The organism is Streptomyces sp. NPDC051173 (genome assembly GCF_040689515.1).
Taxonomy (GTDB): domain Bacteria; phylum Actinomycetota; class Actinomycetes; order Streptomycetales; family Streptomycetaceae; genus Streptomyces.
Map to the genome: position 1 here is coordinate 1 of NZ_JBFBBD010000047.1, position 25,981 is coordinate 25,981.

Here is a 25,981-nt window from a genome sequence, read left to right on the forward strand (position 1 = left end):
TCCTGAGCGATCTTTCGAGCGGCCCTCATGCGACGACGTTCTGCGTCAGGGTCGTCGGGATCCAGCCCCATTTGGATCCTCAGGTCCTTCAGCGCCCCAACCCGCACACCACACTCGCCCCCGCATTCGCCACCGCGTAGACCCCCGCACCCTCCTCCGACAGCCGCAACGTCTCGTAGGAGAACGTCGAGTACGTCGTGAGCGCACCGCACAGTCCCGTGCCGAGCAGGAGCCACAGGCGGTCGGGGACCGCCGCGCCGGTCAGGACGCCGAGGATCAGACAGCCCACGACGTTGACGGTGAACGTGCCCCAGGGGAAGACCGAGTCGTGGCGGGACTGCACGGCGCGGTCCGTGAGATAGCGCAGGGGCGCGCCGGCCATGGCCCCGGCGACGACGAGCAGCCAGTTCACTCCGCGCCCCCCGGCTGCCCGCCGCGGCCGGTGTAGCGCACGACCTCGACCTCGTCGAGCAACACGAGGCCCCCGTCGACCAGTTCGTCCAGCGCGGGCACGAAGGCCCGTACGCGCTCCTCGGAGTCGACGATCACCACGGACACCGGCAGGTCCTCGCTCAGGGACAGCAGCCGTGACGTGTGGACGACCGAGGACGCGCCGAAGCCCTCGATGCCCCGGAAGACGCTCGCGCCCGCCAGCCCGGCGGCGCGGGCGCGGTGCACGATCTCGGAGTACAGCGGCCGGTGGTGCCAGGTGTCGGACTCGCCGATGACGACCGTCAGCCGCAGGGCGTTGCCGTGGAGTCTCATCGGGCCCTCCGGCGCAGGAACGTCCGGGTGAGGCGGGCAGCCGCCCACACCGCCGCCATCGCGGCGAGCAGGGTGCCCGCGAGACAGGCGAGGGCGGTCGCCGCGTGGCCGCCGTCCACCAGGTTCCGGATGTCCACCGCGTAGGTGGAGAACGTGGTGAAACCGCCCAGTACCCCCGTGCCGAGGAAGGGCCGCAGCAGCCGGTGCGGCGCGGCGAGGTCGGCGATCACCACGAGCAGGGCGCCGATCAGGGCGCAGCCGACGATGTTGATCAGGAACGTGGTCCAGGGGAACGCGCCCTGCGCGGTCGGCCACAGCAGTCCCGCGCCGTAGCGGACGGCCGCTCCGATGCCGCCTCCGAGGGACACCGCGCAGACGACCGGCCACTGTCCGCGCGCGGCAGGCCGGCCGGGGGACGGGGCGGTCACCGGGGGAGAGTCCGCGACGGCTCGTGACGGGCCCATGGTCAGCCTCCTACTCGCAGGGTTCCGGCAAGTAGGGACCGTTGGCGGCGCTCGTGCCGCGGTTCGGGTACGGCGGGCCCCACCGCCGCGTGGCGGCCTCGGCCGCCACCGGGAATCAGGCTACCGCCGTCGCCCCGGCACCGCTCAGGCGCCGGGCACCCGCCGGCCGGTCACCGCGGCGAGATACGCGTCGGCGCGGTCCGCGTCCAGCAGCCAGTCCTGGAAGCCGGCCGGGTCGGCGTAGCCGTTGGCGTAGCGGCGGGCGACCTCCGGGTACTCCCGCGCGGTGGCCAGCACCCGGCGCACGTGCGGCGGCGGGGGCGCCAGCAGCAGGTTGGTGAGGGCCACCGTGTGCCGTGCGTGCTCCCAGAACGCGGCGAACGTCCGCAGCATCCACGTCCGGTCGAAGGGCTTGTCGCCGTGCGCGAGGATCGCCCGGAGGTAGGTGTCGGCGCAGCGGGCCGCCGAGTTGGCGCCCTGGCCGGTCAGGGGGTCGTTGACGACGACCGCGTCGGCCATGCCGAGGACGTGACGGCCGTCGGCGACCCGCGCCACCGGGTGCCGGACCACCGGGGTGACGGCCCCGACGAGCGCGGCGCCCGCGTCCGTCGGCTCCATGGCCGCGCACAGCTCGTACTCCCAGGGGATGTGATCCCGCAGCAGGCCGAGCGTCCGCCCGACCACGGCGTCCGGGCCGGGCCGGTCCTGCCAGCGGTCGAAGGGCCCACCGGGCACGGCCTCCCACAGCAGCATCCCGCACGGCCCGCCCGCCGCCGTGCCCTCCATGGCGAAGAACTCCCCGACGCCCTCCACCGGGCTGCACCGCAACTGCGGCCAGGCGGCGTCCGGACCGGTGCGCAGGCCGTGCACGTAGACGGCGGCCAGGTTCCGCCGGGGGCGGTCGTACGGGCTGTGCCGCTCGTCCCGGCCGAAGAGCTCCGACAGCGGGCCGCGGCCGGTCGCGACCACCGTCAGGTCGTGCGCCCCGGCGATCCGCTCCAGTTGCTCCGGCTCCACCGTGCCGTACTCGACCCGGCCGCCCCGCTCCTCGAACAGCTCCAGCCAGCGCGCCGTCTTCACGCGCTGATCGACGCACTGCGCGGGCTCGTCGAACGGCCCGGTGAGATCGCCGTCCGCGGTGGTGATGCGCAGCGAGCCCAGCCGCGGGGTCTCCGCCTCCCACAGGTGCAGGCCCGCGGCACGCTCCAGGGCGAGGGCGGGACCGTACATCAGCTGGGTGGACATGATCGGGCCGGTCCGGACCTCCTCGGCGGTCCGGGCCGCGTACACGGTCACCTCGTGGTCCCGGCCGGGTCCCAGTCCGAGGGCCAGGTGCAGCCCTCCCTGGCCCGCGCCGACAATCGCGATCCTGCGCATCGTCGCCTCCCGCTCGCCCGTCCAGGGCTCCCGTTTGTAGCGGCGCCGCGGGCGCGCTGTACAGACGGCCTGTCGGGGTCCGGCGCCCGCCGGACGGCCCCTGCCGGTCCGGGCGCCATCGCGCAACAGCCCAATATGAGCCATGCGCGCATACCCCCGTCCGGCCGCCCGGTCCCGAGCTCCGTGCCTCCGGAGCCCCGAATTCCGCGGCGGGCGCCGAACGTATGGCTCGATCCGGTATGGCAGGAAACCACCGCTTCCGACGCGCTGCGCTGGGAAGCCTTCTGGCCGGTCAGGCTCCGCCGGTGCGGCGGAGCACCCGCCGGCCCGGCCGGTCGCAGGCCGGAGCCATCCAGGGAGGCACACGATGACAGCGCAACCGAGGCTGCCGCGCTCGCCGGCGCCCCAGGAGGTGACCCCCCAACTCCAGCGCGCGGGCATGCTCGACCGCGTGGAGGAGCGCCTGCGCGGCCTCCTCAACGACGAGCACCGGCGCTGGCGCACCGCCGACACCCGGGGCGCCGGGCTGATCGAGTCCCTCGCCGAGCTCGTCGCGGTGGGCATCGACCGGGTGCGCCCGGTCATCCTGCTCACCGGCTATCTCGCGGCGGGCGGCGACCCCGAAGGCCCCGAGTCCGCCGAGGCGGTCGACGCCGCGGCCGCCCTCGAACTCCTCGACACCTGCACCCTCATCCGCAGCGACGTCCGCGACAACGCCGCTCTGCGCCGTGGCATCCCCACCCTCCACGTCAGCCGCGCCGCCGAGCACGAGCGCAACGGCTGGGCGGGCGACGCCGGGCGCTTCGGCGAGTCCACCGCGAACCTCGCGGGCGACCTCTCCCTCACCCTCGCCGACCGGCTCGCGGCCCGGCTGCCCGTCGCGGCCTGGCGGACCTGGGACGAACTGCGCCTGGAGCGGGTGGTCGGCACCTATGCCCACGAGGCGATGGCCGCCGAGTATCTCGACGACCCGTGGCCGGGGCGGTGCATATCGGGATGCGACCGGGGCTGCACGGCCGGCTGGTACGCCGTGCGGCACCCGCTGCGCCTGGGCGGCGCCCTGGCCGGCCGCCCCGACCTCGACGTCACCTACGACGCCTACGCCCGGTCCCTGCACGCCGCGTGGCGGCTGCGCGGCTTCCTCGACGGCGGCCCGGAGTACGACTGGGACGCGGAGCTGCTGCGGGAGATCCTCCTGGAGCGCGAGGAGCGCGGCATCGCCGAGCGCCACATCAAGGAGCTGGTCGACCGGGCCACCCGCATCGCCACGTCCTCGCGGCTGGCGACGGGCTGGTCCGAGGAGCTCGCCGCCTTCGCCGCGCGGATGGCGGCGGAGAAAGGCTGAGACCGGGGCCGGTGGCGGGCGGAGCCGCCACCGGCCCCGTGGGGGACACGGGATCGGCCGTCCGGTCCAATGCCGTGAATGGGCGGTTAGGGGAGGTGAAGTCCCGAGTCACCCGTCCGCTCCATGTACGAAACCTTTGTGACTATCAGGCGTTGAGCCACACCCCGGCTGTCACCGGTCGGGTGCCTCCCAGAACGACTGAGCAAAGGTGTCTCCGCATGTCTCGAATCGCCAAAACCGTCGTACTGACCGCCACCGTCGGCGCCGCGCTCGCGGGCTTCACCGGAGGGGCCGTCGCCGACTCCGGGGCCCGCGGTGTGGCCGCCGGCTCGCCGGGCATCGTCTCGGGCAACGTCATCCAGGTGCCGCTGCACGTCCCGATCAACCTGTGCGGCAACAGCATCGACATCATCGGCCTGCTGAACGCGGCGTCCGGCAACACCTGCATCAACAAGTCGTGACCCCGCCCCACGAGGCCTGACCGGGGCCCCCGCCCCGGACCGTGCGTGGCGCCCCTGCCCCGTCCCGGGCGCCACGCCGGCCACGGCACGCAGGGGCCCTTCGAGGCCCTTCGCGGCCCCCGAATCCCCTCGGCCGGAAGCCGTCCATCGGAGCGATCTTCCCGATAGCGTGGGCGGATCGCGACTCCGGGGAGGGGCAGACGTGGATCCGTTCACGACGGCGGCGGTGCTTTCGGCCGTGAACACGGCGACGTCGGGCATGCTGTCGGGCGCCGCGGCGGAAGCGGGCCGGCGCACCACGGAACGCCTCGCCGCCCTCGCCCGCCGCATCCGCGGCCGAGACGCTGACGACGCTGACGACGCCGACGGCACGGCCCACCCGCCGACCGTCCCCACCGACCCGGCCGCCCGCCGCGACCTCGCCGAGCGGCTCTTCGAACAGGCCCGCCGCGAACCGGCCTTCGCCCGTGACCTCATCGCCTGGCTCCGCGAGACCGACCTGCTGCGCGACACCACCGGGCCCGTCTGCGCGACCGCCGCCCGACCCCGGCTGCTCCCGCCCGGCACGGCCGCCTTCACCGACCGCGAGCCCGTACGGCGGGCCATCGCCGCCCTCCTCGACGACCCCGCCGCGAGCGCGGCGGGCGCCCCGCGCATCGTCGTGCTCACCGGCCCCGGCGGCGTCGGGAAGACCGCCACCGCCGTGCACTTCGCCCGCGCCTTCGCGGACCGCTTCCCCGACGGCCAGCTCTACGCCGACCTCCGCGGCGCCTCCCCGGCCACCGCCGCCGGCCCCTCGGCGACCCTCGTACGGTTCCTGCACGGCCTCGGCGTGCCCGCCGACCGGGTGCCCGCCACCGAGCAGGAACAGGCCGACCTCTACCGCCACCGCACCGCGGACCGGCGGCTCGTCGTCCTCCTCGACAACGCCCACTCGGCCGCCCAGGTCGCCCCGCTGCTCACCGCCGCGCCCGGCTCGCTGACCCTCGTCACCAGCCGCCACGGGCTGCCCGAGCTCGTACGCGACCACGGCGCCCGCGTCCTGCACCTCGGCCCGCTGTCCGGGGACGACGCGGTGCTGCTGCTCACCCGGATCGCCGGCCTGGAACCGGCCGGGGCGCAGCGCGCGCACGCCGAGGCGGTGGCGGCGCGCTGCGGGGGCATGCCGCTGGCGCTGTGCGAGACGGGCGCGCTCGCGGCCGGGAGGGACGGGGTCGACTGGGAGCGCCTGGAGCGCGAATTCGCCTCCCGTGGTCCCGAACCGGCCGCTCCGGCCCCCGCCGACCCCACCCTCCTCGCCACCGACGTCGCCTACCGCGCCCTCGCCCCCGCGGCCGCCCGCCTCTACCGGCTCCTCGGGCTGTGCCCCTGGCCAGCCGTCCCCGTCGGCGCGGCGGCCGCCGCCGCGGACATCGGCCCCGCCGAGGCCCGCGCCCTCCTCGGCGACCTCGTCGGCGCCCGCCTCCTGGAAGAGGCCGCCGACGGGCGTTACCGCTTCCACGACGTCGTACGCCGCCACGCCGAGTCGCGGGCCCACGAGGAGGACGGCCGCGCGGCAGCCAGGGACTCGGTCGAGCGCGTGATCGGCTGGTACCTGGACTTCGCGGTGGCCGCCGACTACCGCGTGATCACCGCCCGTTGGCACCTCGGGCCCGGCTACGGCCGGCTGCCCAGGCCCGCCGCGTCGGCCGAAGCCGCCCGCGCCGCCCTGGAGGAGCTCTCGCGCGAGCGCGAGAACCTCGCCGAGGCCGTACGGGCGGCGGAGGAGCACGGATTCGACGGGCTCACCTGGCAGTTGTGCGAGGCGATGTGGGCGCTGCACCTGCGCCTCGGCTTCCACGAGCAGTGGGTGGCCACTCATGTGAGAGGTGTGGCCGCCGCCCGGCGCTGCGCCACGAGCGAGCCCCGTGCCGAGGGCCGGATGCGCTCCCAACTCGCCTTCGCCTACATGGGACTCGGTCGCCTGGCCGACGCCGAACGCGAACTGGACGCCGCGGCGGCGGCGGACCGCGCGGCCGGGCACCACCGGGGTCACGCCAGCGCCGTGGAGTCCCTGGGCCTGCTCTTCCTGCGGCAGTGGCGGTACGCGGAGGCCGAGGAACGCTTCCGCCAGGCGCGGCGCATCTGGGACGAGGTCGCCCCGGGCGACGACGGCGAGAAGGACGCCCCGCGCGCCCTCGCCCTCCTGGAGCACCACCTCGGCCGCGCCCTGGCCGGCCAGGGCCGCTTCCCCGAGGCCGTCGGCCAGTTGTGGCACGCACTCGGCTGCTTCCACACCCTTCCGGAGCGCGATTCCTACAACGAGGCGCGTGTACGGATGAGCTTGGGCGAGACGCTGCTCGCCGCGGGCGACCCGGCAGGGGCGCGGGTGCCGCTGGACGAGGCGATCTCGGTGATGTCGGCGGAAGGGGCGACGCTCCAGCTGGCGGACGCGCTGGAGTTGCGGGCGCGGTGCGGTGGGGATTCGGCGGGATTTCTGCGGCGGGCCCGGGAGTTGTATGTGTCGCTGGGCGATGTGTCTGGGGTGGCGCGGGTGGGGGTGCGGCTTGGGGGTGCGGGTTAGGTTTCTCTCCCCAGCCCCGCCCCTTCCCGGCTGTATCTGATCTGCGGCTCCGCCGCGCGGGGGCGCGTGCCCCAGGCCCCCGGCTGCCGGTCCGCTGCGCCTGCGGCGGGCTTTTCCCCTACCCGCCCCTTCCCGAAACTGGGGGCAAGCCCCCAGGCCCCCCAGCAACACGCTTCGCGCGTTGTCCTCAAACTCCCCCAGCTACCGCTGGGAGGTGCCCCCAACGGGCTGAAATCAGCCCGTCCGGCGTTTGAGGACACGCGGCGAAGCCGCGTTGGGGTCCGGGGTCTCCCCGGTTTCGGGAAGGGGCGGGGCTGGGGAGAATCAACCGGCCACTTCGACCCCCACCGACACCACCCGCCCCACCCCGCCCGTCACCACCCTCACACCCGAAGTTACCGCCTCCGCCAGCGACTTACCCGACGCCAGCCACGCGTGCAACGCGGACCCATACGCCGCCGGATCGCACAGATCGGGCCGCCCGTCGGGCCCCGCGGCCGCGGACAGTCGCACCACCGCGCCATCGCGAAGACGCACCGTGCACCGGTCCACCCCCGTCACGTACACCGCGAGCGCGCACGCCGGATGCCGGGACAGGACCTCCGCCGTCCAAACGGACGGCGGGCCGACGCGAGGGTCGTCGGCGGAGCCGTACCGCACGATGACGTCCGCGAGGCGCAGGCGGGACGCGTCCCGGGTGTCCTCGTGGACGACGGTGTGGGCGTCCCAGCCGAAGTCGTCGTCGGCCTCCGCCTCGTGCGGGCCCTCCGCGTGGCGGGTGACGGCGATCTCCGGCGGGGCCGCGCCGAGGAGGCGGGTGAGGACCCGTACGGGAGCGGTGCGCATCGCCGGTTCGAAGGCGGGCAGAGGGAGCCGGTCGAGCAGGGCGGGCCGGCCGGCGGGCTCGGGGATGCCGATGAGGTCGTGGAAGACCCGGCGCAGCAGCCGCGCGGACGCGCCCGGGGCCGAGCTGACCTGGTCGGCGAACGCGCGGTAGCGGCCCGGCTCGTGGTGGTCGACGGCGTGGTCGAGCTGGGCGCGCAGCCCCTCGTACGGGCGCAGCCTGGGCGCGGTCCTGCCCAGGGCGGCGACCGGCGAGTCCGGGTCCAGGGCCGCGTCCGGAAAGGCGCCCAGCAGCACGGGCGTGCCGATGGCGGCGGCGTAGTAGGTGACGGACCCGTGGTCGCCCAGTACGCAGTCGGCGGCGATCAGCGCCTGCCGCCAGCCCTCCAGCGGCGGTACGAGCACCAGCCCCGCCCTGCGCGCCCGGTCCAGCCAGGCACGGACCTGGCCGGGGCCGTGCCCGTGCCAGATGTTGGGGTGGAGGACGGCGGCCACGCGGTACTCGTCGGCGGGCAGCTCGGCCGTCAGCCGGGGGAGCAGGGACGGCAGCAGGTCCCCGTCGCCGTCCCCGAAGAGCGAGCCGGGCGACCAGGTCGAGTTGACCACGATCAGCCGCTGCCCGGCCGCCACCCCGAGGGCGCGGCGGAACCGGTCCCGGTGGGGGAGGGCGTCGAGGATGCGGTCGTAGCAGGGATCCCCGGCGAGCACGGCGGTGGCCGCGGCCTCAGGGCAGGCGGCGCCGAGCCGGTCGAGCTGCTCGGGATGGGAGAGGACGGTGGCGTCGGCTATGGGACGGCCGTCGTGGAGCAGCCAGTCGGGATCCATCCCGAAGACGGGGGCCGGGGCCCCGCCCCGGGAATCGGCGGGCGCGAAGACAGCGCCGGACGCGCCCCGCGCACGGTGTCCGGTGTCCGGTGTCCGGTGTCCGGTGTCCGGTGTCGCCAATCTCTTATTGTAGCCAACACCGTGTGACAGTATCGCCAACTTCCCCTGAAGGAGCGGGAGTTCACCTCCGTAACTGGCCGAGACCGCCAGCTCCACCGGCGTCGCCTTCGCCTGTTCCCACGGCAGTACGGGCAGGCCCGCCGCTGTCAGCAGTTCCGGCACCCCGGCGAGGAACGGCGACGAGCCCGTGCAGGTCGCCAGCAGTTGCAGGCGCGTGTCGTCGGCGAAGAGCGGCAGCATGTCGAGCAGGCGGGTCGCCGAGGTGACGTTGTGCACCACGAAGAGCACCTTCCGGGCCCGCCCGCGCGTCCTCCACCGCTCCGCGTCCTCGCCGACCGGCACCCTCAGCCAGTCCTCACCCGTCACCCGCACCACACGCGCACCCCCAAGGAAGCGAACATAACAGTGCGGGGCGGGTGGTGGATCAGCGTTTGCCGGCCTTGCGGGTGGCGCGCAGCCACTCCTTGTTCATGGCGGCGATGGACGGCAGCGGGATGCCCTTGGGGCACGCGGTGGCGCACTCGCCGGTGAGGGTGCAGCCGCCGAAGCCCTCGGCGTCCATGGTGGCGACCATGTCGAGCACGCGGGACTCCCGCTCGGGCGCGCCCTGCGGCAGCACGTTGAGGTGGTTGACCTTCGCGGAGGTGAAGAGCATCGCGGAGCCGTTGGGGCAGGCCGCCACGCACGCGCCGCAGCCGATGCACTCGGCGTGCTCGAAGGCGAAGTCGGCGTCCGGCTTGGGCACGGGCGTCGCGTGCGCCTCGGGCGCGGAGCCGGTGGGGGCGCTGATGTAGCCGCCCGCCCCGATGATCCGGTCGAACGCCGACCGGTCCACGACCAGGTCCCTGACCACCGGGAAGGCCGTGGCGCGCCACGGCTCGATGTCGATGGTGTCCCCGTCGGAGAAGGACCGCATGTGCAGCTGGCAGGTCGTGGTGCGCTCGGGGCCGTGCGCGTCGCCGTTGATGACCAGGCTGCACGCGCCGCAGATGCCCTCGCGGCAGTCGTGGTCGAAGGCGACGGGGTCCTCGCCCTCCAGGATGAGCTTCTCGTTGAGGGTGTCGAGCATCTCCAGGAAGGACATGTCCTTCGAGATGCCGTCGACCTCATAGGTGGCCATGGCGCCGGGGGCGTCGGCGTTCTTCTGCCGCCAGACGCGCAAAGTGAGCCTCATGCGTAGCTCCGCTGAGTGGGGTGGACGTACTCGAAGACGAGGTCTTCCTTGTGCAGGACGGGGGCGTCGCCGGTGAGGGGGAACTCCCAGGCGGCGGCGTACGAGAACTCCTCGTCCTTGCGGGCCGCCTCACCGCCCTCGGTGCGGGACTCCTCGCGGAAGTGGCCGCCGCAGGACTCGGACCGGTGCAGCGCGTCGAGGCACATCAGCTCGGCGAGCTCCAGATAGTCGACGACGCGGTTGGCCTTCTCCAGCGACTGGTTGAACTCCTCGCCGGTGCCCGGCACCTTGATCCGGCGCCAGAACTCCTCGCGGATCTGCGGGATCCGGTCGAGGGCCTTGCGCAGGCCCTCCTCGGTGCGGGCCATCCCGCAGTACTCCCACATCAGCTCGCCGATCTCCCGGTGGAAGGAGTCGGGCGTGCGGTCGCCGCCGACGGCCAGGAGCCGCTCCAGGCGCCGCTTCGTCTCGCCGACCGCGGCGACGGCCGCCGGGTGGGCGGCGTCGACCTCGTCGTGGTGCGGGTTGCGGGCGAGGTAGTCGTTGATGGTCGACGGCAGGACGAAATAGCCGTCGGCCAGGCCCTGCATCAGCGCGGAGGCGCCGAGCCGGTTGGCGCCGTGGTCCGAGAAGTTGGCCTCGCCGATCGCGAACAGGCCCGGGACCGTGGTCTGGAGGTCGTAGTCGACCCACAGCCCGCCCATCGTGTAGTGGATCGCGGGGTAGATGCGCATGGGCACCTCGTACGGGTTCTCCGCGGTGATGCGCTCGTACATGTCGAAGAGGTTGCCGTACTTCGCCTCGACGGCCGCGCGGCCCATCCGCCGGATGGCGTCGGCGAAGTCGAGGTAGACGCCCTGCCCGCCGGGGCCGACGCCGCGGCCCTCGTCGCAGACGTTCTTCGCGGCGCGGGAGGCGATGTCACGCGGCACGAGGTTGCCGAAGGAGGGGTAGATCCGCTCCAGGTAGTAGTCGCGCTCGTCCTCGGGGATCGCGGCCGGCGGCCGGTCGTCACCCTTCGCCCTGGGCACCCAGATGCGGCCGTCGTTGCGCAGCGACTCGCTCATCAGCGTCAGCTTCGACTGGTGGTCGCCGGAGCGCGGGATACAGGTGGGGTGGATCTGGGTGAAGCAGGGGTTGGCGAAGTACGCGCCGCGCCGGTGGGCCCGCCAGGCGGCGGTGGCGTTGGAGTTCTTCGCGTTGGTGGAGAGGTAGAAGACGTTGCCGTAGCCGCCGGAGGCCAGCACCACCGCGTCGGCGAAATAGGTGTCGATACGGCCGGTGATCAGGTCGCGGGCGACGATGCCGCGGGCCCTGCCGTCGACGACGATCAGGTCGAGCATCTCGGTGCGCGGGTGGAGCTCGACGTTGCCCGCGGCGATCTGGCGGCTGAGCGCCTGATAGGCGCCGAGCAGCAGCTGCTGGCCCGTCTGCCCGCGGGCGTAGAAGGTACGGGATACCTGCACGCCGCCGAAGGAGCGGGTGTCGAGGAGGCCGCCGTACTCCCGGGCGAACGGCACGCCCTGTGCCACGCACTGGTCGATGATCTCGACCGAGACCTGGGCGAGGCGGTGGACGTTGGACTCGCGCGCCCGGAAGTCGCCGCCCTTGACGGTGTCGTAGAAGAGGCGGTGGACGGAGTCGCCGTCGTTGCGGTAGTTCTTCGCGGCGTTGATGCCGCCCTGCGCGGCGATCGAGTGGGCGCGGCGCGGCGAGTCCTGGTAGCAGAACTGCACGACGCGGTAGCCCTGTTCGGCCAGTGTCGCGCCGGCCGCGCCGCCCGCGAGCCCGGTGCCCACGACGATCACTGTCTGCTTGCGGCGGTTGGCGGGGTTGACCAGTTTCGCCTCGAAGCGGCGGCGGTCCCAGCGCTCGGCTATGGGGCCTTCCGGCGCCTTGGTGTCGACGAGCGGTTCGCCGGTCGTGTAGTCGGTGTAGGTCATGTCAGCTCACCACTCCGGTCATGACGCCCACGGGGACGGAGATGAAGGCCGCGGTCAGCAGCAGCGCCAGAACATTGGCCACGGTCTTGAGGATCCGGTCGCGCGTCGCGTTGCCCACGCCCAGCGTCTGGGCGGCGCTCCAGAAGCCGTGCCGGATGTGCAGGCCCAGGGCGAGCATCGCGACGATGTAGATGACGTTGCCGTACCAGGTGGAGAAGGTGTCCACCACGTTCTGGTACGGGTGCCCCTCCTGGAAGCCGGGGTGCACGGTGCCCGTCGTCAGGTCGAGGATGTGCCAGACGATGAACAGGGCGAGGATGATCCCGCCCCACCGCATGGTGCGCGTGGCGTAGCTCGCGCGCTGCCGCTTGTGCACGTAGCGCGTGGTGCGCGCCTTGATGTCGCGGCGGCTCAGCTGGTACGCGGAGACCCCGTGCAGGATCACGGCCGCCGACAGCACCACGCGGGCGATCCACAGCCCCCACTCGCGGTGCAGGACCGGCGCGCCCATGACGCGCAGCCAGTGGCCGTAGTCGTTGAAGTCGCCGGCCCCGAAGAAGATCTTGGCGTTGCCCAACGCGTGGACGGCCAGGTACGCGATCATGATCAGTCCGGTCGCGGCCATCACGGTCTTCTTGCCGACGGTCGATCCCCAGAAGGTGCGCGTGATGGACGGCCGTCGGTCCGTCCGCGTTGCCAATGCCATGAACACGACCCTAGGTCGGCCCTGCCCGAGAGGGCCAAGACATAGTCCGACTCATCTCGATAGGCACTGACTATGCATGCGGGTACGCCTGTGATGTCCCCGGTCCACGAGGACGTCACCACCGCCGTACGCGACGCGGACGTGATCTGCACCGTCACCTCCGCGTCCCGCCCCCTCTTCGAGGACTCCGCGCTGCGGCGCGAGGGCCTGCACGTCAACGCCGTCGGAGCGTACGGCGCCGCGCGCCGTGAGCTGCCCACCGAACTCGTCACCCGCGCGGGCCTCTTCGTGGAGTCCACGGAGGCGGTGCTGCGGGAGGCGGGCGACGTCCTGATCCCGATCGCGGAGGGAGCGCTTCCGGAGCGGCCGGTCATGACGGAGCTGGGGGACGTCCTGACCGGGCGGCATCCGGGCCGTACGTCCGAGGCGGAGGTGACGGTGTTCGAGTCGGTGGGGGTGCCGGTGGAGGACGCGGTGGCTTGTGACTTGCTCTATCAGTGTGCGGTGGCCCGGGGGGCGGGGGTGGACGTGGGGTTCTCTTGACGGTGTGGTGGGGGCGGGTTGCTTGCGCCTGCGGCGGGCTTTTTCCCCAGCCCCGCCCCTTCCCGAAACTGGGGCGCGTGCCCCAGGCCCCCGGCTGCGGGCCGGTTCGCCGCCTGCGGCGGGAGCGCCCTGCGGGCGCGTCCTCAAACTCCCCCAGCTACCTCCCCCAGACTCCGTCCGGGGGTGCCCCCAGAGGTGCCCCCAACGGGCTGGATGGTGCGGACCGTAGCCAGCGAAATCAGCCCGTCCGGCGTTTGAGGACACCGCGCGAAGCGTGGTTGGGGGTCTGGGGGTCTCCCCCAGTTTCGGGAAGGGGCGGGTAGGGGAAAAAGCCCGCCGCAGGCGCCTCAGCCACGGTCCAGAACTACGCCCCGCAAGCCGGAACGCCCCCATGGAACTCGATCATCTCCCCGAAGAGCGCCGTCATGTCGACAGGACTGCCCGGCGCAGCCCCCCGCTCCTCGGCGATCGCCCGATGCAGGTTGGGAACGAGCCGCTCGGAGTCCAGCCACTGGCCGAACGCCCCCAGGTCCGCCTTGCGGGCGATGTCGACGGGGGAGAGGCCCGCCGCCATGCCCTCGCGGGCCAGTTCGCGGACGTACAGGAGGTATCGCTCGGCGTCGTCCAGGAGTTCGGGGCCGGCCACCGGCCCGTGCCCGGGGACGATGGCGCGCGGGCCCAGTTCGCGCAGCGCGGCGAGCGCGGTGAGCGATCCGCTGACCGAGCCCATGGGCACGAAGGGGGTGGCGCCGTTCATCACGAGGTCGCCCGCGAAGAGCACGCGCTGTTCCGGCAGCCAGACGACGGTGTCGTTGCTGGTGTGGGCGGGCCCCAGGTGCAGGAGTTCGGCGCGGACGTCGCCCACGTGCAGCGTCAGCCGGTCGGTGAAGGTGAGGGCGGGCGGCACCAGTTCGATGTCGCCCCAGCAGACGTCGGGCCACAGCCCGGTCAGGTGCAGTCCGGCGGAGAGCATCTCCGTACGGGCCCGCTCGTGGCCGATGACGAGGGCCTCGGGGAAGACGAAGTTGCCGAAGGCGTGGTCCCCGTGGAAGTGGGTGTTCACCAGCGTCCGCGGGGCGGCCGGGGCGACCGTCAGGACGGCGGCCCGCAGCGCCCGCGCGCGGGCCTCCGTCGCGGCGGTGTCCACGAGCGCGGCCTGCCCGTCGCCCGCGACGATCAGCCCGGCGTTGTTCAGGCACCAGCCGCCGTCGGGCTGGACGTAGCCGAACACCCCGTCGGCGACCTCCTCCAGCCGCCCTTCCGTCCCCTGTACCGCACCACTCATACGGGCCTCCTCCAGCACGTCGTCGATCCGCCCCATCGTCGGCCGCGCGGATGGAGGCCTGCTGGAGCCGCCCCGCCGGAGGCCGTCGGCACGCCGGTCCGGGTATCCGCAGGAAACCTGTAAAGCCCTGCTGTCCAAGGGACTTGAGGGAAGAACGCCTGGTCCGTGCTTCTTGCGGATACCGGGGCGCGTGGTACGAGTTCCGCCGGCCGGGGACGAGAGCCTCCGGCGCGGCCCCGCCCTCGCCGGCACCCCGCCTCCAGCGCCTGCGTCAGGCGGTCCTCAGCGGTGACATGTCGCTCGCGGAGCGGCCGGAGGGCGCCGCGGTCCGCCCGCTGTCCGCGGGCTGAGCCGCCGCCACGCTCAGCAGATACGGCTCCGGGAGGGCGGACCGCACCAGGCGGGTGGCGAACGACCACCGCCGGTACGGGTCCGGCTCTCCCTCGCCGTCGTCCAGCAGCACGGGCCCACGCGCCCCGGGCGCGAAGCCGATGCTGCTCGGGGGCCGCCGCAGGCCCACGCCCAGGGCCTTGGTGTACGCCTCCTTCAGCGTCCACAGCCGCAGCAGCTCCGCCGCGCGCTCGTCGTCCCTGAGCCCCGCCAGCCGCCCCGCCTCCTCGGGGGTGCAGACGTGCGCGGGGGACAGCGACGTCCCCCGTCCGGCCCGCTCGGTGTCCACCCCGACCGGACCGTGCCCGCTCACGGCCGCGGCCAGCACCGGCCCGCTGTGGCTGAGGCTGACCCGCAGCCCCGGCAGGCCGCGGACGTACGGGCGGCCGAGTGCCGTACGGGCCGGGCGCACCCCGCGCCAGCCCGTACCCGTCACCGCGCCCACCAGGCTGCGCAGCAGGAAGCGTGAGGCGAGGAACCGGGCCCGCAGCCCCTCGCCGCGCAGCCCCGCCCAGCGGCAGGGCTCGTCCGCGGCCAGCCGCTCCGCGTCGGCGCCGGACGGCGGCGCCCAGTCGGGGACCACGCCGTACACGAGCACCGTGCCCTCGCGCACCCAGTCGTCCGTCACCTCGTCCCAGGGCCCGGACGGGGTGAGGAGCCGCACGGGCAGCAGCACGGCCGGCGAAGGAACGGACACGGGAACCCCCTCGGTCAGGAGCCGCCACCGTGCCGCACCCGGCTCGAACGCCGGTCGAGCCGCGCGTGGTCCACGCACCCTCCAGTGCAGCTCAAGGCGGTTTCGCGAGGCTCACGGCAGATCGGCCGCACTCTCGGCGCACTCTCGACACGGAAGTCACATGTCCACCACCCCTGCCCCCGTCGCCCTGGTCACGGGAGCGACCAGCGGCATCGGCCTGGAGATCACCAGGCGGCTGGCCGGGCTCGGCGCCCGCACCTTCATCTGCGCCCGCGACGAGGCCCGGCCGGCGGGCGTCCTCAAGGAGCTCCGGGACGAGGGCCTGGACGTCGACGGCACCGTGTGCGACGTCGCCGACGCCGAGCAGATCCGCTCCTTCGTACGCTCCGCCGTCGAGCGGTACGGCCCCGTCGGCATCCTGGTCAACAACGCCGGCCGCAGCGGCGGCGGTGCCACCGCGGAGATCCCCGACGAGCTGTGGCTCGACGTCATCAACATCAACCTCACCAGTGTCTTCCTGATGACCAAGGAGGTGCTGAACACCGGCCGGATGAAGGAGCAGGGTCGCGGCCGCATCATCAACATCGCCTCCACCGGCGGCAAGCAGGGCGTGGTGCACGCCGTCCCGTACTCCGCCTCCAAGCACGGCGTCGTCGGCCTGACCAAGGCCCTCGGCCTGGAACTGGCCCGTACGGGCATCACGGTCAACGCCGTCTGCCCCGGCTTCGTAGAGACCCCGATGGCGGAGAAGGTCCGCGAGCACTACGCGGGCATCTGGGGCGTGAGCGAGGAGGAGACCTTCGACCGCATCACGAACCGCGTCCCGATGGGCCGCTACGTGGAGACGCGCGAGGTGGCGGCGATGGTGGAATACCTGGTCAGCGACGACGCTGCCGCTGTGACCGCGCAGGCACTCAACGTCTGTGGCGGGCTGGGCAATTACTGACCTCACGGTCGGGGTCGGGGGCTCGCGCCCCAGGTGCGCAGTTCAGCCCGTTGGGGGCACCTCTGGGGGCACCCCCGGACGGAGTCTGGGGGAGGTAGCTGGGGGAGTTTGAGGACACCGCGCGAAGCGTGGTCGGGGGTCTGGGGGGCTCCCCCAGTTCCGGGAAGGGGCGGGGCTGGGGAAGAAGCCCGCCGCAGGCGCCACCGCCCCGCAGTCGGGGGGGCTGGGGCGCAGCCCCCACGCGGCGGAGCCGCACATCAGGGTCGCTGCGCCCCGGTTTCATCTGAGCACGCCGAAAGTCGCAAAGCCGGCCCGCAGGCGGCTCAAGGCGAGATCGAGTCGCGACGGATCTCCCTTGCCCCTGGGGGCACTTCTTGCGAATGCCGTCGAATGCCGTTGCGTGACAGCACAGGTGTGATGGATAGTTGGTGATAGCCAACCAACTTGTTCGACCGGTTCGGAGGGGGAGGCAGTGCGGGACGAAGACCGTACGCGGACGTCGGGCGGTGCCCCCGAGGCGAGCACCGAGGAGGAGACGGGACGGGTGGCGGGCGCCCTCGCGGTCGTGGGGAACTGGATGTTCTCCACCGCCAACAGGCGTCGCATCATGGCCGACTCGGGCCTCGGACTCGCGCTCGGGGACCAGACCCTGCTCGCCCAGATCTCCTACGGCGGGCCCGTGCGGCTCTCCACGCTGGCGGAGAGCATGGGGGTCGACAAGTCCACGCTCACCCCGCCCGCCAAACGGCTGGAGGAGCACGGCCTCATCGCGCGTTCACCCGATCCCACGGACGGCCGGGCGCAGTTGGTGGAGGTCACGCGCGCCGGACGGCTGGCCATCACCAAGCTCCGCAAGGCCCGCGCGCGGGCGGTCGCCGAGCTGATGACCGACTGGGACGCCCCCGATGTGGCGTATCTGGCCGAAAGCCTGGAGGCGCTCGCGGACGAGATCAAGAAACGGGGGTACTGAGCCCGGTGAACAGCCCGTCAAGCGGGACGGGAGAGGGCACGCGTTCACCCCCCGCCTCTCCCGCGGCCGCGAGACCTGGCACTACTACTACGAGCCGGAGAGCCCCGAGAAGCCCTCGGAGACCGCGACCGCCCTGCGCTGCCCCGCCGAGGGCGAGGGCGGCGGCGCCCGCTTCCGCCACGAGTTCGCCGAGCGCACCCGGCTGACCGGCCGCACCAAGCTGCGGCTGTGGATCGAGGCGGACGGTTCCGACGACGCCGACCTCTTCGTCGTCCTGCGCAAGATCGACCGCTCGGGCGAGGCCGTGCCCTTCCCCTTCTTCGCGCTCTACGACGACGGCCCGGTCGCCCTCGGCTGGCAGCGGGCCAGCCACCGCGCCCTCGACGAGGAGCGGTCGACCCCCTGGCAGCCCTGGCACACCCACGACCGCGAGGAGCGGCTGGAGCCGGGCGTGCCCGTGCCCGTGGAGATCGAGATCTGGCCGTCCTCCACCCTCTTCGAGGCGGGCGAGCAGCTCGAACTGGTCGTCCAGGGCAGCGACTTCATGACCGGCGTCCTGCCCGGCCACCGCACCACGCGGAACAAGGGCGACCACATCATCCACAGCGGCGGCGACTACGACTCGCACCTGCTGATCCCGGTGATCCCGTCGGCCTGACCGGGGCCGAGCGGAATCGATCCCAGCCCACCACAAGGAGTTGCACACCCATGCGCGCGGTACTGCTGCATCAGTTCGGCCCCCCGGAGAACCTCCAGATCGGCGAGGTGGCCGCGCCGGCCCCCCGGCCGGGAGAGGTCACCGTGGACGCCGCGGCCGTCGGGGTCCAGTTCCTGGAGACACAGGTCCGCTCGGGAAAGATGGGCGGCGTCCTCGGCGGCGCGCCCTTCCCCGTCGTCCTCGGCAAGGAACTCGCGGGCACCGTAGGCGCGGTGGGCTCCCCCGAGCACACCCACCTGATCGGCAAGCGCGTCCTCGCGAGCACGGTCAGCACCGGCGGCTACGCCGAGCAGGCCGTCGTCCCCGCGGACTCCGTCATCGAGATCCCCGCCGGGCTCGGCACCGAGGACGCCCTCGCCCTCTACCGCTACGGCTGCACGGCCGCCGGGCTGATCCGGGCCGCCCGCCTCGGGCCGGGCGACCGCGTCCTCGTCCAGGCGGCCGCCGGCGCGGTCGGCACGCTGCTGGTCCAGCTGCTCAAGGCCGCGGGCGTCGGGACCGTGATCGGCACGGCGCGCGGCGAGCACAAGCTGGCCCTGATCAAGGAGCTGGGCGCCGACCACGCCGTCGACTACTCCGCGGCGGGCTGGGCGGACCAGGTCCGCGCCGGACTCGGCGGCGGCACCGTGGACGTGGTCTTCGACCACATCGGCGGCCCCGTCTCGAAGGCGGCCTTCGGGCTGCTCACGGGCGGCTCCGGCCGCTTCGTCACCTTCGGCTTCTCCAGCGGCTCGCCCGTGGAGATCGGCCCGATGGACCTCCTCGGCCGCGGCCTGACCCTCACCGGCTTCACCGCCGGACAGGTCTGGAGCCGCCCCGACCACGCGCGGGAGCTGGTGACCGAGGTGCTCGGCCTGGCGGTGGCCGGGCGCGTCAAGGCCGTCATCGGCCAGCGCTTCCCGCTGGCGGAGGCGGCGGCCGCGCACGCCGCCGTCGAGGCGCGGACCACCGTCGGGAAGACGCTGCTCATCCCCTGAGAGCTCATCCCCTGAGAACCACCTTTTTGTTACGACGTTCACCTTTCGAACTGGCAAGGAGAGAAACAAACATGGCAACAGACGCGAAGATCCTGGTGGCCGGCGCGACCGGACTGCTCGGCAGCCGGATCGCCGCGAGCCTGCTGGAGCGCGGCGCGGGTGTGAAGGCCCTGGTGCGCCCCGGCATCAGCGCCGAGAAGAAGGCCGCCCTGAGCGCGCTGGAGGCCCGCGGCCTCACCCTCGTCGAGGGCGACATCACCGACGGCGTGGAGAAGCTGGCCGGTGCGCTGGCGGGCGTGGAGACCGTGGTCTCCGCCGTCCAGGGCGGCCCCGAGGTGATCGTCGACGGCCAGGAGAACCTCCTGCGCGCCGCCGAGAAGGCCGGGGTCTCCCGCATCGTGCCCTCGGACTTCGCCATCGACATCTTCAAGCTCGACTACACCGACAACTTCATGATCGACATGCACAAGAAGGCCGCCGAGCGCCTCGCGGGCTCCCCGGTCTCCGTGCTCTCCGTGCTCAACGGCGCGTTCATGGAGGTCATGATCACCTTTATGCAGATCGTGGACTTCGAGAAGAACACGTTCTCCCACTGGGGCGACCCCGACCAGCCGATGGACCTGACCTCCGTGAAGGACACGGCCGCCTTCACCGCCGCGGCCGTGCTCGACCCGGCCCTCGCCGGCGGGGCCGTACGGTTCGCCGGTGAGGTCGTCTCGATGCGCCAGTTCCACGCCGCGGTCGAGCGCGCCACCGGCCGGGAGCTGGAGTTCGTCACGCTCGGCACGGGCGCCGAGCTGCGGGCCGAGATCGAGCGCCAGGCGAAGGAGACGCAGAACCCCTTCGACTACGTCGCGCTGCAGTACCAGTGGGGCATGGTGACCGGCAAGGGCAGGTTCGACTCCCTGGACAACGACCGCTACCCGGAGATCATCCCCACCTCGGTCGAGGAGTTCGTCCGGCGGAACGCGCCGGGCGCCTGACCGCGGGCGGTCCATGAGTGAGTGAGGCGACGGCGGGTCCGGCAGTGCGCCGGACCCGCCGTCGCCATGCCCGCAAGAGGGCAACACGGCCTGCTCCACCGCGACTTGAAGCAGCCTCCAGGGGATTTGAGGAGACTCCCTCTCGCCGGGAACCAGCAGCGGTTCCCGCCACGAGGTCCTCTCCGAAAGGCAGTTGCCCATGAGAATCTCCCGCACCCGCCGCAGCGGCACCTGGAAGCAGCAGGACGACGGCTCCTCACCTTCCACCTGGAGCACTGCATCTACGCGGACGGCAAGCCGGTCTCGCAGATCGAGGCCGAGCAGGCGGGCAAGGTCACCGGCGGCCCCTTCACCTCGTCCGGCATCTCCGGCCGGTACGACCTCTCCGGCAACCTCCAGGAGACCTTCTCGGTGACCATCTCGGGCACGCGCGTCACCGAGTGACCCAAGGCAGCCGCCCCCGTCGGCCGACGACGAGACGGTCCTCCTCAAGTCCCGTCACGTGTCCTACGACTGACCTTCCTCACCTAGGAGTTCACCACCATGCACAGCACCGCAGGAACCACCCCGTGACCCGGCGCGTGGTGATCACCGGCATCGGGGTCCGCGCACCGGGCGGGTCCGGGACGAAGGAGTTCTGGAGCCTCCTCAGCGAGGGCCGCACGGCCACCCGGGGGATCAGCTTCTTCGACGCCTCGCCCTTCCGCTCCCGCGTCGCGGGCGAGGTCGACTTCGACCCGCGCGCCGAGGGCCTCAGCCCGCGGCAGATCCGCCGCATGGACCGGGCCACCCAGTTCGCCGTGGCCTGCACCCGGGAGGCGCTGGCCGACAGCGGCCTGGAGACCGGCGGTCTCGACCCGCACCGGATCGGCGTCACCCTGGGCAGCGCGGTCGCCTCGGCGACCAGCCTGGAGAACGAGTACCTGGTGATGTCCGACTCCGGCCGGGACTGGCTCGTCGACCCCGCCCACCTCTCGCCGTACATGTTCGACTACCTCTCGCCCGGCGTCATGCCCGCCGAGGTGGCCTGGGAGGTCGGCGCCGAGGGCCCGGTCGCGATGGTGTCCGACGGCTGCACCTCCGGCCTGGACGCGGTCGGGCACGCCGTCGCGCTGATCCGCGAGGGCTCCGCCGACGTGGTCCTCGCCGGCGCCACCGACACCCCGATCTCGCCGATCGTCGTGGCCTGCTTCGACGCGATCAAGGCGACGACCTCGCGCAACGACGACCCCGCGCACGCCTCGCGCCCCTTCGACGGCAGCCGCAACGGCTTCGTCCTCGCCGAGGGCGCGGCGATGTTCGTGCTGGAGGAGTACGAGGCCGCCAAGGCCCGCGACGCCCACATCTACGCCGAGGCCGGCGGCTACGCGACGCGCTGCAACGCATACCACATGACCGGCTTGAAGAAGGACGGCCGCGAGATGGCAGAGGCCATCCGGGCCGCCCTCGGCCAGGCCCGCCTGGACGGCTCCGCCGTCGACTACGTCAACGCGCACGGCTCGGGCACCAAGCAGAACGACCGGCACGAGACCGCGGCGTTCAAGCGCAGTCTCGGGCAGCACGCGTACGACGTGCCGGTCAGTTCGATCAAGTCCATGGTGGGTCACTCGCTCGGCGCGATCGGCTCCGTCGAGATCGCCGCCTCCTTGCTGGCGATCGAGCACGGTGTCATCCCGCCCACGGCGAACCTGCACACTCCCGATCCCGAATGCGACCTGGACTACGTGCCGTTGACCGCGCGCGAGCAGCGTGTGGACACCGTCCTGACGGTGGGCAGCGGCTTCGGCGGCTTTCAGAGCGCGATGGTCCTGCACCGCCCGGAGGTGGCGGCATGAGTGCCCCCGTCCGCACCGTCGTCACCGGCCTAGGCGTCGCGGCCCCCAACGGCCTGGGCCGCGAGGAGTTCTGGAAGGCCCTGCTCGCGGGCGACAACGGCATCGGCGCGATCACCCGCTTCGACGCCTCCCGCCATCCCTCCCGCCTCGCCGGGCAGATCCGGGACTTCGAACCCAAGGAACACCTGCCGTCCCGGCTGCTGCCGCAGACCGACGTCTCCACCCGCTACGCCCTGGCCGCCGCCGACTGGGCCCTCGCCGACGCGGGCCTCGGCACCGGCTCCCCGCTCGCCGACTACGACGTGGGCGTCGTCACCTCCACCGCGCAGGGCGGCTTCGACTTCACCCACCGCGAGTTCCACAAGCTCTGGAGCCAGGGCCCGGAATTCGTCAGCGTCTACGAGTCGTTCGCCTGGTTCTACGCCGTGAACACCGGCCAGATCTCCATCCGCAACGGCCTGCGCGGCCCCAGCGCCGCCCTCGTCACCGAGCAGGCCGGCGGCCTCGACGCGATCGGCCACGCCCGGCGTACGGTGCGGGCCGGCACCCGGGCCGTGCTCACCGGAGGTGTCGACTCCGCGCTCGACCCCTGGGGGTTCGCCTCCCAGCTCGCGGGCGGACTGGTCAGCACGTCGGCCGACCCGGAGGGGGCGTACCTCCCCTTCGATGTCCGGGCGGGCGGCCATGTGCCCGGCGAGGGCGGCGCGATCCTCGTCACCGAGGACGCCGCCTCCGCCCGGGAACGCGGCGCCGGGCACGTCTACGGCGAGATCGCCGGCTACGCGGCCACCTTCGACCCGGCCCCCGGCAGCGACCGCCCCTCCGGGCTGCGCCGCGCCGCCGAACTCGCCCTGGCCGACGCGGGCCTGGAGCCCGGCGACATCGGCGTCGTCTTCGCCGACGGCGCCGGGCGGCCGGACGCCGACCGGGCGGAGGCGGCGGCGCTCCGCGGGATCTTCGGCCCGCGCGGCGTCCCCGTCACCGCGCCCAAGTCCCTCACGGGCCGGCTCGCGGCGGGCGGCGGTGCCGCCGACGTGGCCGCCGCCCTGCTCGCCCTGCGCGACCGGATCGTCCCGCACACCGCGCACACCGGCTCCGTACCCGAGGAGTACGGCCTCGACCTCGTCGTCGGCCGGCCCCGGGAAGCGGAACTGCGGTCCGCGCTCGTCCTCGCGCGCGGCCGGCACGGATTCAACTCGGCGGTCGTGGTGACCACGGCCGACACCCATTAACGAGGGGGAACTCCCATGGCACAGCTGACGCTCGACGACCTCCGGCGCGTCCTCATCGCCTGCGCGGGCGAGAACGACGACGTCGACCTGAGCGGCGACATCCTCGACGTGCCCTTCGAGGAGCTCGGTTACGACTCGCTCGCCCTGATGGAGAGCGCCGCCGCCATCGAGCGCGAGGCGGGCATCTCCGTCTCCGACGACGCGGTCTCCGACGCCGGGACGCCGCGCGCCCTGCTCGACCTGATCAACGGGGCGGTGCGGACGGCCTGACGCGGGCGAGCCGTGGGTGCCGGACGGCCGTCCGGCACCCACGGCATCGGTGCCCAGGGCTCAGGCGAACGTGCTGACGTTGGTGTGGTCCATCGCCGCCCGCAGGTCCTTCGCGAGCCGGACGGCGTCGTCCACGCCCCAGACGTGGGCGAAGAACAGGCGGGGTTCGTCCCGCAGACCGTGGTTGTGGAGATCGACGATCTCGATCCCGCCCCGGCTCAGGGTCCGCAGCACCTTCTGGACCTCGTCGGCCACCATCACGACGTCGCCGTTGACGGCGGCCCGGCCGCCGCCCAGGGACTGGAAGTTGAAGGCGGAGATCGCGCCGAGCCCCGACGGCAGGACGTGTCCGCCGTCGACGATCGTCTCGCGGCGGGCGAAGACGCACTTGTAGACCCCGTCGTAGTGGGAGCCCCTGGCGCGCATCACGGCGTCGATGCCCTCGGTGTCCAGGTCGACCGCCTTCGGCGGCTGGTGCTGCCGCGGCGGTGGCGTGCCGGTGCGGTCCATCGCCGCGCGCACGCCGCGGGCCAGCGCCACGGGGTCGTCCCCGTGGCCGTGCACATGGGTCCACCACACGTCGGGACTCTGCGCGAGCAGGTGCTTGTGGATCGCGGTCTGCTCCAGGCCGTGCCGCTGCAGGGCCTTGGTCACGTGCTGGAGCTCCGCCTCGGCGACGGCGAGGTCGCCCATCACCATCGTGCTGCCGTCGGCGTATCTGACGAAGGCCACGTGCGAGCCGAGGGCGAGTCCCGAGGAGACGGTGATGCCCCGGGAGACCACGTGCAGATCGTGGCGCGGGTAGTCGGTGTGGTAGACGGTGCCGCGTGCCATGTTGCCCTTACGGCCCAGGACGTCGGCGATGTCCGTCCAGTCCGACGCGGTGGTGGGCATGGGCCTGACCGGTGTGACCAGGCCGTTCTCTCCCTCGTCCGCCGGCCCGGTGCGGGCCGCGTACGCCGTGCCCGCCAGGGCCGGCACGGACGCGAGCGCGCCTGCGGCCAGCAGTGAGCGTCTCGACACGGGCCGCCGGGCCCGGCCGTGCGACCGCGGTTCGGCACCGACCGGTTGTGGGTCTCCACTGACCATATGAGCACCTCCGTGATCAGATCGAATCACGAGTGCGCGAAGGCGTCGTGACCGCCGGGGCGGACGGGTGACGGGGCCGCTTCCGGCCCGAGAGCGTGTTCCGTACCCCCGTCACCTGTTCGGGCTAATTGGGGTACTTCGGTACATGCGTTTGGGGGACCATGGGCATGAACGCCCTCACCGGCCCGCCGTACGGCCGGGCACCTGGCGCAAGCACCCGTCTGGAGTACCTGCGATGGAACCCGACGTTCGCACATGCCCTTTCGACTTCGCCCAGGCCCTCGAATTCGACCCCGTGCTGGAGCAGTTGCTGACGGAAGAGCCTGTCGCCCGCATCCGCATGCCCTATGGAGAGGGCGAGGCGTGGCTCGTCACCCGCTACGAAGACGTGCGCACCGTCACCACCGACCGCCGCTTCAGCCGCAGCGCGGTCGTCGGCCGTGACTATCCCCGGATGACACCCGAGCCGATCATCCAGACCGAGGCCATCAATGTGATGGACCCGCCGGCCAGCAGCAGACTGCGCAGCCTGATCGCCAAGGGCTTCGCCCCCCGCCATGTGGACCGGATGCGGGTCCGCACCCAGCACGTCGTGGACGACCTGCTCGACCGGATGGAGCGGCAGGGCCCGCCCGCCGACCTCGTCGAGCACATGGCCTCGCCCCTGCCCATGACCACGATCTGCGAGGTCCTCGACATCCCCGAGGCCGACCGCACCCAACTGCGGCGCAACGCCTGGACGATGATGGGTGTCGGCGCGAGCGGCCGGGAAGCCGCCGTCAAGGCCAAGGCCGAGCTCCGCGCCTATTTCGACACCCTGACCGCTCAGCGGCGCGCGAACCCCGGTGACGACCTGATCAGCACCCTGGCCCTCGCCCGCGACGGCGACGAGATCCTGGGTGACGAGGAACTGTCCGTCATGGCCATGGTCCTGCTCATCACCGGCCAGGACACCACGTCGTACGAGCTCGGCAACATCTCCTACACCCTGCTCACCCGGCCCGAGGTGGCGGCCGTGCTGCGCGACAAGCCCGAGCGGCTGCCGCAGGTGATGGAGGAGCTGCTGCGGTTCATCCCCTTCCGCAAGGGCGTCGGCATCCCGCGCGTCGCCATGGAGGACGTGACGCTGAGCGGCGTCACCATCAAGGCCGGCGACATGGTGCACGTCTCCTATCTGACGGCCAACCGCGACGAGCGCAGGTTCGAGCGCTCCGGCGAGCTGGACCTGGACCGCAAGTCCCCGCCGCACATGACCTTCGGCTGGGGCTCCCACCACTGCCTCGGCGCCCCCCTGGCGGCCATGGAGCTCCAAGTGGCCCTGGGTTCCCTCCTCCACCGCTTCCCGGCGCTGACCCTGGCGGTCCCGAAGGAAGAGGTCCCCTGGAACACGACATCGATCTGGCGCTATCCGACCTCACTGCCGGTGAAGTGGTGAGGCCCTGACGGACAGGGCCTTCCCA

General features: G+C 72.9%; 25 protein-coding genes. 14 read left to right on the plus strand and 11 right to left on the minus strand.

The features are described 5' to 3' along the window. Positions 1-88: 88 nt before the first annotated feature. The 4 genes from crcB to AB0435_RS22780 all read right to left on the minus strand — a co-directional run bounded on the left by crcB (position 89) and on the right by AB0435_RS22780 (position 2,606). Positions 89-412 carry a fluoride efflux transporter CrcB gene (gene crcB / locus AB0435_RS22765; RefSeq protein ID WP_366427825.1) on the minus strand — a complete coding sequence of 108 codons (324 nt, stop codon included), beginning with the start codon at positions 410-412 and terminating at the stop codon, positions 89-91. After that, a complete protein-coding gene (locus AB0435_RS22770) occupies positions 409-765 on the minus strand; it encodes a DUF190 domain-containing protein (RefSeq protein ID WP_366007958.1) in 357 nt (118 codons plus the stop codon). The genes crcB and AB0435_RS22770 overlap by 4 nt, the downstream gene beginning before the upstream one ends. Continuing rightward, a complete protein-coding gene (locus tag AB0435_RS22775; protein ID WP_366427826.1) occupies positions 762-1,229 on the minus strand; it encodes a CrcB family protein in 468 nt (155 codons plus the stop codon). The genes AB0435_RS22770 and AB0435_RS22775 overlap by 4 nt, the downstream gene beginning before the upstream one ends. A 144-nt stretch (positions 1,230-1,373) precedes the next feature. After that, positions 1,374-2,606 (minus strand): styrene monooxygenase/indole monooxygenase family protein, encoded by a 1,233-nt coding sequence (locus tag AB0435_RS22780; RefSeq protein WP_366427827.1) that lies wholly within the window; start codon positions 2,604-2,606, stop codon positions 1,374-1,376. Between the two features lie 367 nt (positions 2,607-2,973). Here AB0435_RS22780 and AB0435_RS22785 point away from each other — a divergent pair, with 367 nt between their 5' ends. The 3 genes from AB0435_RS22785 to AB0435_RS22795 all read left to right on the plus strand — a co-directional run bounded on the left by AB0435_RS22785 (position 2,974) and on the right by AB0435_RS22795 (position 6,975). Beyond that, positions 2,974-3,951: a polyprenyl synthetase family protein gene (locus tag AB0435_RS22785; protein ID WP_366007954.1), complete on the plus strand. Its 978-nt coding sequence runs from the start codon at positions 2,974-2,976 to the stop codon at positions 3,949-3,951. A 218-nt stretch (positions 3,952-4,169) separates the two neighbouring features. Then, positions 4,170-4,412 carry a chaplin gene (locus tag AB0435_RS22790; RefSeq protein ID WP_361533614.1) on the plus strand — a complete coding sequence of 81 codons (243 nt, stop codon included), beginning with the start codon at positions 4,170-4,172 and terminating at the stop codon, positions 4,410-4,412. Positions 4,413-4,614: 202 nt separating this feature from the next. Further along, entirely contained in the window at positions 4,615-6,975 is a 2,361-nt protein-coding gene (locus AB0435_RS22795) for a tetratricopeptide repeat protein (RefSeq protein ID WP_366427828.1), read from the plus strand. Positions 6,976-7,299: 324 nt separating this feature from the next. On the opposite strand, the gene AB0435_RS22800 is transcribed toward AB0435_RS22795, so the two are convergent. Genes AB0435_RS22800 through AB0435_RS22815 form a run of 4 tightly spaced genes read right to left on the minus strand, consistent with a single transcriptional unit; the run spans position 7,300 to position 12,586 of the window. Beyond that, on the minus strand, positions 7,300-9,129 hold the full coding sequence (locus AB0435_RS22800) for a hypothetical protein (RefSeq protein ID WP_366427845.1): 1,830 nt from the start codon (positions 9,127-9,129) through the stop codon (positions 7,300-7,302). A 58-nt stretch (positions 9,130-9,187) separates the two neighbouring features. Beyond that, complete coding sequence (locus tag AB0435_RS22805) at positions 9,188-9,937, minus strand: succinate dehydrogenase/fumarate reductase iron-sulfur subunit (RefSeq protein ID WP_366007952.1); 750 nt, start codon at positions 9,935-9,937, stop codon at positions 9,188-9,190. After that, the gene (locus AB0435_RS22810) at positions 9,934-11,880 is read right to left on the minus strand and encodes a fumarate reductase/succinate dehydrogenase flavoprotein subunit (protein ID WP_366007951.1); all 1,947 of its coding nucleotides are present in this window, start codon (positions 11,878-11,880) and stop codon (positions 9,934-9,936) included. Before AB0435_RS22810 ends, AB0435_RS22805 begins: the two co-directional genes overlap by 4 nt. Before the next feature lies 1 nt (position 11,881). After that, positions 11,882-12,586, minus strand: coding sequence for a succinate dehydrogenase (locus AB0435_RS22815; RefSeq protein ID WP_366007950.1), 705 nt, complete (start codon positions 12,584-12,586; stop codon positions 11,882-11,884). A 93-nt stretch (positions 12,587-12,679) separates the two neighbouring features. On the opposite strand from AB0435_RS22815, the gene AB0435_RS22820 reads away from it, so the two are divergent. Further along, positions 12,680-13,129 (plus strand): hypothetical protein, encoded by a 450-nt coding sequence (locus tag AB0435_RS22820; protein ID WP_366427829.1) that lies wholly within the window; start codon positions 12,680-12,682, stop codon positions 13,127-13,129. Positions 13,130-13,493: 364 nt separating this feature from the next. Here AB0435_RS22820 and AB0435_RS22825 read toward each other — a convergent pair whose 3' ends face one another. Both AB0435_RS22825 and AB0435_RS22830 read right to left on the minus strand, forming a co-directional pair. Further along, entirely contained in the window at positions 13,494-14,414 is a 921-nt protein-coding gene (locus AB0435_RS22825; protein ID WP_366427830.1) for an MBL fold metallo-hydrolase, read from the minus strand. Between the two features lie 271 nt (positions 14,415-14,685). Continuing rightward, positions 14,686-15,501, minus strand: a complete 816-nt coding sequence (locus tag AB0435_RS22830; RefSeq protein WP_366007947.1) for a 4'-phosphopantetheinyl transferase superfamily protein — start codon at positions 15,499-15,501, stop codon at positions 14,686-14,688. A gap of 160 nt (positions 15,502-15,661) precedes the next feature. Here AB0435_RS22830 and fabG point away from each other — a divergent pair, with 160 nt between their 5' ends. The 9 genes from fabG (at position 15,662) to AB0435_RS22875 (ending at position 23,432) form a co-directional block, all read left to right on the plus strand. Further along, entirely contained in the window at positions 15,662-16,447 is a 786-nt protein-coding gene (fabG, locus tag AB0435_RS22835) for a 3-oxoacyl-ACP reductase FabG (protein WP_366007946.1), read from the plus strand. A 472-nt stretch (positions 16,448-16,919) separates the two neighbouring features. Then, the gene (locus AB0435_RS22840; protein WP_366007945.1) at positions 16,920-17,417 is read left to right on the plus strand and encodes a MarR family transcriptional regulator; all 498 of its coding nucleotides are present in this window, start codon (positions 16,920-16,922) and stop codon (positions 17,415-17,417) included. Next, positions 17,353-18,075 (plus strand): CocE/NonD family hydrolase C-terminal non-catalytic domain-containing protein, encoded by a 723-nt coding sequence (locus AB0435_RS22845; RefSeq protein WP_366427831.1) that lies wholly within the window; start codon positions 17,353-17,355, stop codon positions 18,073-18,075. The genes AB0435_RS22840 and AB0435_RS22845 overlap by 65 nt, the downstream gene beginning before the upstream one ends. Before the next feature lie 50 nt (positions 18,076-18,125). Further along, positions 18,126-19,112: a zinc-binding dehydrogenase gene (locus tag AB0435_RS22850; protein ID WP_366427832.1), complete on the plus strand. Its 987-nt coding sequence runs from the start codon at positions 18,126-18,128 to the stop codon at positions 19,110-19,112. A gap of 71 nt (positions 19,113-19,183) precedes the next feature. Then, on the plus strand, positions 19,184-20,095 hold the full coding sequence (locus tag AB0435_RS22855) for an NmrA family NAD(P)-binding protein (RefSeq protein WP_366427833.1): 912 nt from the start codon (positions 19,184-19,186) through the stop codon (positions 20,093-20,095). 126 nt (positions 20,096-20,221) lie between these two features. Next, positions 20,222-20,539, plus strand: coding sequence for a hypothetical protein (locus AB0435_RS22860; RefSeq protein WP_366007233.1), 318 nt, complete (start codon positions 20,222-20,224; stop codon positions 20,537-20,539). Between the two features lie 125 nt (positions 20,540-20,664). After that, positions 20,665-21,930 (plus strand): beta-ketoacyl-[acyl-carrier-protein] synthase family protein, encoded by a 1,266-nt coding sequence (locus AB0435_RS22865; RefSeq protein WP_366007232.1) that lies wholly within the window; start codon positions 20,665-20,667, stop codon positions 21,928-21,930. Further along, positions 21,927-23,162 (plus strand): ketosynthase chain-length factor, encoded by a 1,236-nt coding sequence (locus tag AB0435_RS22870; protein ID WP_366007231.1) that lies wholly within the window; start codon positions 21,927-21,929, stop codon positions 23,160-23,162. Before AB0435_RS22865 ends, AB0435_RS22870 begins: the two co-directional genes overlap by 4 nt. 15 nt (positions 23,163-23,177) lie before the next feature. After that, positions 23,178-23,432 (plus strand): acyl carrier protein, encoded by a 255-nt coding sequence (locus tag AB0435_RS22875; protein WP_361526992.1) that lies wholly within the window; start codon positions 23,178-23,180, stop codon positions 23,430-23,432. A 60-nt stretch (positions 23,433-23,492) separates the two neighbouring features. On the opposite strand, the gene AB0435_RS22880 is transcribed toward AB0435_RS22875, so the two are convergent. Further along, on the minus strand, positions 23,493-24,455 hold the full coding sequence (locus tag AB0435_RS22880; RefSeq protein ID WP_366007230.1) for a DUF1259 domain-containing protein: 963 nt from the start codon (positions 24,453-24,455) through the stop codon (positions 23,493-23,495). Between the two features lie 301 nt (positions 24,456-24,756). On the opposite strand from AB0435_RS22880, the gene AB0435_RS22885 reads away from it, so the two are divergent. After that, entirely contained in the window at positions 24,757-25,956 is a 1,200-nt protein-coding gene (locus AB0435_RS22885) for a cytochrome P450 (RefSeq protein ID WP_366427834.1), read from the plus strand. The last annotated feature ends 25 nt before the right edge of the window (positions 25,957-25,981 follow it).

Excerpts from the sequence above, each read along its gene's own strand:
- AB0435_RS22770 (WP_366007958.1), bottom strand. The coding sequence starts at position 765 with ATGAGACTCCACGGCAACGCCCTGCGGCTGACGGTCGTCATCGGCGAG.
- AB0435_RS22775 (WP_366427826.1), bottom strand. The coding sequence starts at position 1,229 with ATGGGCCCGTCACGAGCCGTCGCGGACTCTCCCCCGGTGACCGCCCCG.
- AB0435_RS22780 (WP_366427827.1), bottom strand. The coding sequence starts at position 2,606 with ATGCGCAGGATCGCGATTGTCGGCGCGGGCCAGGGAGGGCTGCACCTG.
- AB0435_RS22785 (WP_366007954.1), top strand. The coding sequence starts at position 2,974 with ATGACAGCGCAACCGAGGCTGCCGCGCTCGCCGGCGCCCCAGGAGGTG.
- AB0435_RS22790 (WP_361533614.1), top strand. The coding sequence starts at position 4,170 with ATGTCTCGAATCGCCAAAACCGTCGTACTGACCGCCACCGTCGGCGCC.
- AB0435_RS22805 (WP_366007952.1), bottom strand. The coding sequence starts at position 9,937 with ATGAGGCTCACTTTGCGCGTCTGGCGGCAGAAGAACGCCGACGCCCCC.
- AB0435_RS22810 (WP_366007951.1), bottom strand. The coding sequence starts at position 11,880 with ATGACCTACACCGACTACACGACCGGCGAACCGCTCGTCGACACCAAG.
- AB0435_RS22815 (WP_366007950.1), bottom strand. The coding sequence starts at position 12,586 with ATGGCATTGGCAACGCGGACGGACCGACGGCCGTCCATCACGCGCACC.
- AB0435_RS22820 (WP_366427829.1), top strand. The coding sequence starts at position 12,680 with ATGTCCCCGGTCCACGAGGACGTCACCACCGCCGTACGCGACGCGGAC.
- AB0435_RS22825 (WP_366427830.1), bottom strand. The coding sequence starts at position 14,414 with ATGAGTGGTGCGGTACAGGGGACGGAAGGGCGGCTGGAGGAGGTCGCC.
- fabG (WP_366007946.1), top strand. The coding sequence starts at position 15,662 with ATGTCCACCACCCCTGCCCCCGTCGCCCTGGTCACGGGAGCGACCAGC.
- AB0435_RS22845 (WP_366427831.1), top strand. The coding sequence starts at position 17,353 with ATGTGGCGTATCTGGCCGAAAGCCTGGAGGCGCTCGCGGACGAGATCA.
- AB0435_RS22850 (WP_366427832.1), top strand. The coding sequence starts at position 18,126 with ATGCGCGCGGTACTGCTGCATCAGTTCGGCCCCCCGGAGAACCTCCAG.
- AB0435_RS22855 (WP_366427833.1), top strand. The coding sequence starts at position 19,184 with ATGGCAACAGACGCGAAGATCCTGGTGGCCGGCGCGACCGGACTGCTC.
- AB0435_RS22870 (WP_366007231.1), top strand. The coding sequence starts at position 21,927 with ATGAGTGCCCCCGTCCGCACCGTCGTCACCGGCCTAGGCGTCGCGGCC.
- AB0435_RS22875 (WP_361526992.1), top strand. The coding sequence starts at position 23,178 with ATGGCACAGCTGACGCTCGACGACCTCCGGCGCGTCCTCATCGCCTGC.
- AB0435_RS22885 (WP_366427834.1), top strand. The coding sequence starts at position 24,757 with ATGGAACCCGACGTTCGCACATGCCCTTTCGACTTCGCCCAGGCCCTC.